This is a genomic window from Okeania sp. SIO2B9 (genome assembly GCF_010672505.1).
Taxonomy (GTDB): domain Bacteria; phylum Cyanobacteriota; class Cyanobacteriia; order Cyanobacteriales; family Microcoleaceae; genus Okeania; species Okeania hirsuta.
Window position 1 is genome coordinate 1 of record NZ_JAAHGK010000149.1, and the last position, 8,724, is coordinate 8,724.

General features: G+C 39.3%; 8 protein-coding genes. 4 read left to right on the forward strand and 4 right to left on the reverse strand.

The window, feature by feature from the left end; genetic code table 11:
- Nucleotides 1-430: 430 nt before the first annotated feature.
- The 3 genes from F6K13_RS07740 (at nt 431) to F6K13_RS07750 (ending at nt 3,123) form a co-directional block, all read left to right on the forward strand.
- The gene (locus F6K13_RS07740) at nt 431-1,363 is read left to right on the forward strand and encodes an NAD-dependent epimerase/dehydratase family protein (protein WP_124146544.1); all 933 of its coding nucleotides are present in this window, start codon (nt 431-433) and stop codon (nt 1,361-1,363) included.
- A gap of 459 nt (nt 1,364-1,822) precedes the next feature.
- Nucleotides 1,823-2,032 carry a hypothetical protein gene (locus F6K13_RS07745; protein WP_124146543.1) on the forward strand — a complete coding sequence of 70 codons (210 nt, stop codon included), beginning with the start codon at nt 1,823-1,825 and terminating at the stop codon, nt 2,030-2,032.
- Nucleotides 2,033-2,478: 446 nt separating this feature from the next.
- Nucleotides 2,479-3,123 carry a pentapeptide repeat-containing protein gene (locus F6K13_RS07750; protein WP_124146542.1) on the forward strand — a complete coding sequence of 215 codons (645 nt, stop codon included), beginning with the start codon at nt 2,479-2,481 and terminating at the stop codon, nt 3,121-3,123.
- Between the two features lie 75 nt (nt 3,124-3,198).
- Here F6K13_RS07750 and F6K13_RS07755 read toward each other — a convergent pair whose 3' ends face one another.
- Both F6K13_RS07755 and F6K13_RS07760 read right to left on the reverse strand, forming a co-directional pair.
- Nucleotides 3,199-3,573, reverse strand: coding sequence for a hypothetical protein (locus F6K13_RS07755; protein ID WP_161564656.1), 375 nt, complete (start codon nt 3,571-3,573; stop codon nt 3,199-3,201).
- Nucleotides 3,574-3,620: 47 nt separating this feature from the next.
- Nucleotides 3,621-3,749, reverse strand: a complete 129-nt coding sequence (locus F6K13_RS07760) for a hypothetical protein (RefSeq protein ID WP_287273243.1) — start codon at nt 3,747-3,749, stop codon at nt 3,621-3,623.
- Nucleotides 3,750-3,907: 158 nt separating this feature from the next.
- On the opposite strand from F6K13_RS07760, the gene F6K13_RS07765 reads away from it, so the two are divergent.
- Entirely contained in the window at nt 3,908-4,675 is a 768-nt protein-coding gene (locus F6K13_RS07765; protein ID WP_287287157.1) for a transposase, read from the forward strand.
- Between the two features lie 373 nt (nt 4,676-5,048).
- Here the strand turns inward: F6K13_RS07765 and secA are convergent, their stop codons facing one another.
- Both secA and F6K13_RS07775 read right to left on the reverse strand, forming a co-directional pair.
- Nucleotides 5,049-7,859 (reverse strand): preprotein translocase subunit SecA, encoded by a 2,811-nt coding sequence (gene secA / locus F6K13_RS07770; RefSeq protein WP_287287159.1) that lies wholly within the window; start codon nt 7,857-7,859, stop codon nt 5,049-5,051.
- Nucleotides 7,860-8,346: 487 nt separating this feature from the next.
- Nucleotides 8,347-8,724 (reverse strand): hypothetical protein (locus F6K13_RS07775; protein WP_287287160.1); only part of this gene is annotated, 378 nt, incomplete at its 5' end.

Here is an 8,724-nt window from a genome sequence, read left to right on the forward strand (position 1 = left end):
ATTGAATTGCCTTTAATCATTTTGAAGAAGGAAGAACCAAGAAGCAAGAAGCAAGAATAAAAAAGTAGATGGGGTGGGTTTGTAGACAGGAAGTGGCAGGTCGTTAACTATGCCCAACCAATTGTAAACACCGCAAGTGACGGTGGGGTATTAAACCCATAAAGAAAAAGATAAATATGAATTTATAACTCTAGTTATAGCTTCTTCCATTTTCCATCTTCCCTATTCCTTAAAGTTTAATATTTATCTTGAATTTCAGTATGATTCGCTTCCAGCAAGTAAGTACAGTGTTGAGAGATTTAATCAAGTTAAAAAATTAAATATCAAGGTTGTTTATGCCCCTAAAACTAATCATGGAATTTAATTTTTGACTTTTGGCTTGGTAAATGGGTATGATGAAATTATTAGTTGTTGGTAAAAAAGAGGAAAAATGCGAATACTGATTATGGGTGGGACTCGATTTATTGGAGTCTATTTAACTAAAATTCTAGTTGAACAAGGACATGAAGTGGTACTATTTAACCGTGGTAATAAACCAAGTCCAGTTCCAGAAGTTAAAGAAATTCATGGCGATCGCACGGATGCTACTCAACTCAAAGAAAAATTAGCGCCAGAAAAATTTGATGCTATTTTTGACAATAACGGACGAAAATTAACTGATACAAAACCTTTAGCTGAAATCTTCAAAGACCAGGTACAACATTTCATTTATATGAGTTCTGCGGGGGTTTATTTAAAGTCTGACCAAATGCCTCATATTGAGGGAGATGCTGTAGATCCAAAAAGCCGTCATTTAGGAAAATATGAAACAGAAACAGAATTAACAAATCAAGGTTTACCCTGGACTTCAATTCGTCCTACTTATATTTATGGACCACAAAACTATAACGATCTAGAAGCATGGTTTTTTGACAGAATTGTACGCGATCGCCCGATTCCTATTCCGGGAAATGGACTCCACATTACTCAATTAGGTCATGTCAAAGATTTGGCAATGGCAATGGCAAATGTATTAGGAAATAATCAAGCAATTGGTCAAATTTATAATGTTTCTGGAGAGCGTTATGTCACTTTTGATGGTTTAGCTCGCGCTTGTGCTGAAGCTGCTGGAAAATCTCCTGATTCTATTAAGTTAGTACATTACGACCCGAAGCAATTTGACTTTGGAAAAAAGAAAGCTTTTCCATTACGAGTTCAACATTTTTTTGCCAGTGTAAATAAGGTGATGCGGGAATTAAATTGGCAGCCAAAGTTTGATTTAGTTTCTGGGTTAAAAGATTCATTTGAAAATGATTTTATCGCCTCCGGTCGTGACAAAGTAGAGGTAGATTTTTCAGTTGATGATGAAATTTTGAAGGTGTAATATCATGTCCGGTTGAATAGTTATAAATAACAAGGTAGGAGTCAAGAGTCAGGAGAGAAGAGGGGAAAAAGAAAGTATAAAAAGGAAAAAGTTTTTTTATCACTAATTATCCGGACATAATATAATGTCAAATTTGGTAGTATCGGTATAAAAAAGTATAGAAACCGGGTTTATTAAATGCCCCACCATACTAACATCTACTTCCCATAAACCCGGTTTCTTATAATACTCTAAGCGCAAGTAGATTTTGATATAAGTTTGAGGTAGTCAGCAGTGGGAGATTTGTAGTAACAAAACAATTTTGTACGTTAAGACTAAAATTTTTACTCGGAAAGTATCTGAGAAATAAGATTTTGGATGTATAGTGCTACGTGCAAGTCAGAAATTAGAATTGAGAAGTTATCCATGACAACTGATAACTGAAATGACTGAGTTATATCATGTCCGGTAGCATCGGTCTTGTATAGCAAAGGTAAGGAAGAAGGAAGAAGGAAGAAGGAAGAAGAAAGAGGGAAGAGGAAAGAAGGCTACCCTCGCAAGAAAAAACCATCATTTCCTGTAGATATTCACCCTTGGGTTTACACAAACGATATAAACGGACATGATATTACGGAAAAATTAAGGTATAAAGCTTCTTCATTCATGGAGAAAAAGCGATCGTTAGCGTAGCTTCCCGTAGGGTGGGATGGCGAGGTTTCCCGCTCTTAGAGATCTGCTGCCTCTTGCAGAGGAGCTTTCCTATCGGAATGCTGCGCAAACGCTAGCGCTAACGCCATATCCAATCGACCAAGAGAAGAACAAAATCCTTTGAGTCAATCCTCTTCTTTCTAAGAAGAGGTAATTATTAATTATTAATTGTTGAAGGAGCAGCTAACATTTTAAGAAAAATAGTGACACAGCTAGGTCTGGACTTAGCCAAGGTGGATAGGAAAGTGTTGAAACTGCCACTCTTTAACTAAAAAATATTGGTGCGACTCGTTAGCTTAAAAGCTAGCTTTTTATAATCCAAGGTGTTTTAACCCCTGGAGAATTCAATTGCATAACCTTATCTCAGTCTAGAAGTATTTTTGTTAAGATAGCAAAACAAGATCTAAATTGATTTTGTCTATTGAATTATGTCCCAAGACTTTTCTTTTCAAAGTCTGTGCGGTTATTCCTTTAAAGGTCTTGACCTCGCAGGTGCAGACTTTTCACACTCAGATATTCAAGGAACGGATTTCAGCAACGCCCTTTTGTGTGATGCCAACTTTAGTCATGCTAACGCTGGAGTGCAACTTCATTATCGCCTAGGTTTAGTTATCATATCGCTACTTTTATCTGCAATTTCTGGATTGACTGCTGTACTAACGGCTGTCTTTACTGGTTATTTACTCTTTCCTTACTCTATTAGTTCAGACAATTTTTTAGCTTCTGTAATTGTCCTATTGATATTTGTCCTTTTTTTAATTATCGCTATCCGTAAAGGATTACAGGCAGCTTTTGGAACTGTATTGATAGCAGGATCTTTACTTGGGACAATAATGGGAACTATGACGGGGACTGTAGCAGGTGTGGCAGCAGGAGCAGTGACAGCGACTTTGACTGTCGCAATTGTAGCGGTAATGACTGCTGTTTTAACCACAGTTTTGGCTATGGCAGGAACTATAGCAGGTCTAGTAGCAGGAGTAGTGGCGATCGCTGTTAATCTAGCAGGGGCCAGAGTAGGGGCGACGATTGGTACCAATGCGGCTACCTTTGATGCGGATATCATCAGGCGCTAGGAAATTGAAATAGTCTTGGATTTGCATTATTGCTTATTAAAAAATTACGGCATAATCTCAAAAAATTGACAATGCTTAGGTCGAAATAGCTGAAAGTCTCTTTGAACCAAAGTCAAGACTTTCGTGATTTCCAAACATTCTGCTGCAAGGTACTGATAACTGATAACTGATAACTGAATAAAACCATCCTGATTTTTCCCTAATTTCTCCTTGTAAAATTTCCTCAGAATTAGTTGCTAAATCTGGGGAAGCAGCAAATAAACCAATTAAAGGTTCGGTTTCTAAGTTCTTATTTTGATTGCTAAATTCTAGATCGGGTTGGGATTGATAATTAGCAGATTTTGTTTGCTCTTTCATTTGAGCTATGATTTTTTCCATTAGCCATATTTTCTCATCTAAGGATAAGTTATTAATGGCATTTTCTAGCTGAAGCAATTTTGATGAAACCATTATGATTTTTGTGATTATAGAAAATAAATTACATCATACGGTTATAATTATAACACAATACGCTTTCCTTTCTCTGCAAAAGAATAGCGATCGCCTGAATATCTTCCGAACAAGCGATCGCTGATTTCTGATTTTTTCGGACTTATAGCAGATTCCACCAATCTCAGTGCGAGCATCTTGCTCGCGCGCAATTTAATTATTAAATTTTCCAGTGCGAGCATCTTGCTCGCGTGCGGGTGCATCTTGCTCGCGGGTGTACCTCAAAATGAGAGAATAAGTTAACGCCCGCACTTTTTCCAATAAAATAAGGTCTCACTGATAACTGATAACTGATATGCCTCGTCTACCTAGAAATCTACCCTCAAATTGCACCTTCCACATTACGGTGCGCTGCAACAATAAAGAATTTAACTTGGCCAAACGTGCCACCCGAGAACTTTTATTAGAGGTCATTGCCAAGGCCAAGAAGAAATTTGAGTTTAAGCTCTATGGCCTCTGCATTATGCGGAACCACATTCATTATTTATTGGCGCCAGAAAATCCAGAGGAGTTACCTAAGTTGATGCACTGGCTAAACTGGTATAGCGCTATGGTATTGAACCAATTTTTAAATCGTACTGGACATTTTTGGGAGCAACGGTATTTCAGTCAGGCCATTTCTAACAATGACTCGGACCGAATTCTCAAAACTCTGCGCTATATTCATGCCAACCCCAAAGCTGCAGGGTTACGTCTGGGGTTTACCTATGCTTTTAGTAATTATGGTAGTTATGCACAATTGACTGATGATGGTTTGACGGAATGGCATCCGGCTTTTCTAGAATTGGCCACAACGTTAGAGGAATGTGCCAAACGGTATCGGGACTTTTGTAAGCGGTACACTCCTAAAAAGAAAAAAACAACTCCCCGCCGTAATTGGGGGAATTGCTTTCTGGACAAAATGACTAAGGGTTTTCAGGCCAAACCAAAGGGTAGGGAAGGGGTTCCTGGACAACTGAAGTTAGACCTAGAGGGGTATCAGGAGGTGTACCAGGTAGACCCGTTGGGAAGTTGGTTTGGCTCAAAGGCTGCTCAAAGTCCAAATCTCAGTACCGGGATCTAATGGATTTGGTAAAACCCATTGTTCAGCAGTATTCAGCTCCAGAATATAGTCCTGGGATTCTGGTTCATAAGGTTCTCCATTAATATAATAATTAATAAACCTCCTCCCGATGCTCTGGAAAAACTAACCTTTCGTGGTACATTCAAGGAACCTTCGCCAGAACTCTTAATCTCGCGATCGCTAATCTGTTGTTCGCTCAACAAATTGATAATGGATAATGATGAAAATTTTAAACTTTGAGTAACAAGCAAACTTTCTGAATCCAAAAAGCTTTGGTAGGGTGCGTTAATGAAATGTAACGCACCACCTATTATGTCTTTGGTGCGTTACGCTGACGCTAACACACCCTACTGGACTAGGGATTTATATTTTTTCACACTGTCTCTGCCGCCGTAGTCTGCACCGCAGGTTGCGGTTGAAACTGGAACATCGAATAAACCACATTCCTACGAATATCCGTCATCATATCCAAAAACAACTCATAACCCTCACTCTTATACTCAATCAATGGATCTTTCTGACCATAACCCCGCAAACCAACAGACTCCCGCAACGCATCCATCTGCTGCAAATGCTCCCGCCACAAAGTATCAATTTGCTGCAAAATAAAGAATCTTTCCGCATCCCGCATCAAACCACCACGAATCTGATTAACCTGCGCTTCCTTAATATCATAAGCATTCCTCACCTGCTCGTGCATAAAAGTCTTAATATCATCCATCGACAAATCGAATAACTGCTCCGGAGTTAAATCTGCCAACAGATACACAAACTCCTTCACCTTACTTACCAACTTATCCAACTCCCACTCTTCCGAAGGCAACTCAGGATTAATATACGCCTCCACAATATCATCCATAGTTTGCTCCGCATACTTAATCACCTGTTCCTTCAAATCCCTACCTTCCAATACCCGTCGTCGTTCCGCATAAATCGCCCGACGTTGATTATTCATCACCTCGTCGTACTCAAACACCTGCTTCCGCATATCATAATAATATGTTTCCACCTTCTTCTGAGCGCCTTCCAACGAACGAGTCAATAACCCAGATTCAATTGGCATATCTTCCTCAACCCCAAACGCTTGCATCATTCCAGCAACACGATCGCCACCAAAAATCCGTAATAAGTTATCGTCCAAACTCAAGAAAAATCTAGTCGAACCAGGGTCTCCTTGTCGCCCCGCTCTACCCCGCAACTGATTATCAATACGCCTTGACTCATGACGCTCAGTACCAATAACGTGCAACCCACCCAGACTGATCACATTATCATGTTCCTTCTCCGTATAGCCTTCATATTCTTTGCGAATCAAATTGTACACCTCCCGTAACTTTTGAATTACCGGATCTTGAGTAGGAGCTTTTTCCGCAGCGATCGCCACTTTATCTTCCACCACCAACTCAGGTAGCGCTCTCTCTCCCCACTCTTGCACAGCAAAATTCACCGTATCCTTCAACATCTTTTCAGTCTGTGGCGACAACTTTACTGGAAAAATTTCAGGCGACACTTTCCAGGTTTTCACCTTCTTCTGTTCGCCAAAACCTTTAGCTGAATTTTGCTTTTTAGCTCCTTGTACCCGCATCATCCCCATACCATTGTCTTCTTCCGGTTTAACAACCCTCGGCATCAGATACTCCCGTACTTTCAGTCTTGCCATATACTCAGCATTTCCGCCCAAAATAATATCAGTACCTCGACCTGCCATATTAGTAGCAATAGTAACCGTACCCTTACCCCCTGCTTGTGCCACAATTTCTGACTCTCGCTCCACATTTTCTGGTTTAGCATTCAGCAACTGGTGGGGAATTTTCAGTTGAGCAAGTAACCTAGAAAGTAACTCTGATTTTTCCACACTGGTTGTACCCACCAAAACTGGGCGACCTGCTGTGTGCATTTCCGCACATTCATTAGCGATCGCTTGCCATTTCCCTTTCTCTGTTTTATAAACCACATCTGATAAATCTGCTCTACCAGTTGGTCTATTAGTCGGAACAATAGTCACTTGTAGATTATAAATCTTCTCAAATTCCGTTTCCTCTGTTTTTGCCGTTCCCGTCATCCCCGATAATTTTGGATAAAGCAAGAAGAAATTCTGATAAGTAATAGTTGCCAATGTTTGAGTTTCTGGCTGAATATCCACCCTTTCTTTAGCCTCGATCGCCTGATGCAAACCATCACTCCAACGTCGTCCTGGCATTACTCTTCCTGTAAATTCATCAACAATAACTACTTCCTCATCACGAACAATATAGTTAACATCTTTGATAAATAATTCTTTTGCCTTCAAAGCATTAAATACAAAATGTGCCCAAGGATCTTCTGGGTTATATAAATCTTGTACTCCCAATAACTGTTCTGCTTCAGCAAAACCCTCATCGCTCAATAACACATTACGAGCTTTTTCATCTACTTCATAATGTTCTTTTTCTTTATCCAAAGCTACTGCAATTTCTGCTGCTTTAATATACTTTTCACTAGGTCTTTCTACCTGCCCAGAAATAATCAGAGGAGTCCGTGCTTCATCTACTAATACAGAGTCAACTTCGTCAATGGTACAAAAATTAAATGGACGTTGTACTACCTCATCCATGCTAGTTGCCATATTATCCCGCAAGTAGTCAAATCCAACTTCACTGTTAGTAGCATAAGTAATATCGCAGGCATAATTTTTTTTCCGTTCTTCTGGAGTCATTCCCTGTTGAATTAATCCCACAGTTAAACCCAGGAACCTATGCACTTGTCCCATCCATTCCGCATCTCGTCTGGCTAAGTAGTCGTTAACGGTAATAACGTGTACCCCTTTACCTGCTAGGCCATTTAAGTATGCTGGTAGAGTCGCTACAAGGGTTTTACCCTCCCCTGTTTTCATTTCTGCGATTTGGCCTTGATGCAAAATGATGCCCCCCAAAAGTTGGACATCAAAGTGTCGCATACCTAGCACTCGCTTTCCTGCTTCTCGGACTACAGCAAAAGCTTCCGGTAGAATTTCTTCTAATATTTCTTTTTCTTCCTCCTTAGATGTTGCTTTTTCTAGAGCTTGTCTAAATTCTCCTGTTTTAGCCCTTAGTTGTTCGTCTGAAAGTTGTTGAATATCTTCTTCGAGAATATTAATCTCTGTCACCCAAGGTTGAAATTTCTTGAGTTTGCGTGCGTTGGGGTCTCCGAGAAGTTTTTTGAACATAGTTGTTATTTAAGTTAAATTCCAATTATTAACTATCAAAATGGTTTTTTGCATACCATTTTTTATGAATTTTGTCAATATACCTCTGATCTGAGTTTAGTCAGTTTAGAACTATTTGGTTGTTAAAAAATAGGTATCAATTATTTTATCAAAAATTCACTGGTCTAAAACCATGGCCAATTGGGGATAGGTGTTACAATCACAAAAACTAGGGGTGTCGGTAAGCTTTGTTCACCGACACCCCAACATTACTTAAGGCGATAATTAGCAGGAAAATGAGTATTTACACTCAAAATATTCAGGTAATTTCCTCGCCACTTGTCTATTCTCAGTGTATTATATTTGAAGTACAGAATGTAGGTTCTGAGGCAGAGTCATGGCACAAGACAATTCTACTCGAATCAAGTTTTGAGGAATTTGGGAAGACCGGAAAACTTAAACACCCCGGTATACCCCCTTTTAGACAAACCGAACTAGCACACTGTATTTATTGTTGAGAAGATTTTTTTTCATCTTGATTGGAAGACTTGCTCTTACTCTTCCTCTTATATGAGAATAATCCCTTAAATTTCTTCGCCTTTTGCTTTCTTTTGTTCGGCAAATTAATTCGCAGATTACCTTCCTTTCCTGATTCTTCTGATTCCGGTGATGAATCTTCTAAGAAGCTCCTTTGACTTATTAATTCTACAGCTAGACTAGCATAAGAAACGCCATTTAGTAACAACGGTTTATCAGTGTCTGGATAATATGAATAACGCATAAATGCACGAATCACCTTATTTCTTAAGTCTGGCTCAAAAAAGCAGATGATAGGAACAAGCTCAGAATATTTAATAACTGTCCATGTCTTGTAAGAGTTCAAAGA

What these genes read in the sequence shown, in the direction of transcription:
- F6K13_RS07740 (WP_124146544.1), top strand. Translation starts at nt 431, where the DNA reads ATGCGAATACTGATTATGGGTGGGACTCGATTTATTGGAGTCTATTTA.
- F6K13_RS07760 (WP_287273243.1), bottom strand. Translation starts at nt 3,749, where the DNA reads ATGCTCGCACTGAGATTGGTGGAATCTGCTATAAGTCCGAAAAAATCA.
- F6K13_RS07755 (WP_161564656.1), bottom strand. Translation starts at nt 3,573, where the DNA reads ATGGTTTCATCAAAATTGCTTCAGCTAGAAAATGCCATTAATAACTTA.
- secA (WP_287287159.1), bottom strand. Translation starts at nt 7,859, where the DNA reads ATGTTCAAAAAACTTCTCGGAGACCCCAACGCACGCAAACTCAAGAAA.
- F6K13_RS07750 (WP_124146542.1), top strand. Translation starts at nt 2,479, where the DNA reads ATGTCCCAAGACTTTTCTTTTCAAAGTCTGTGCGGTTATTCCTTTAAA.
- F6K13_RS07765 (WP_287287157.1), top strand. Translation starts at nt 3,908, where the DNA reads ATGCCTCGTCTACCTAGAAATCTACCCTCAAATTGCACCTTCCACATT.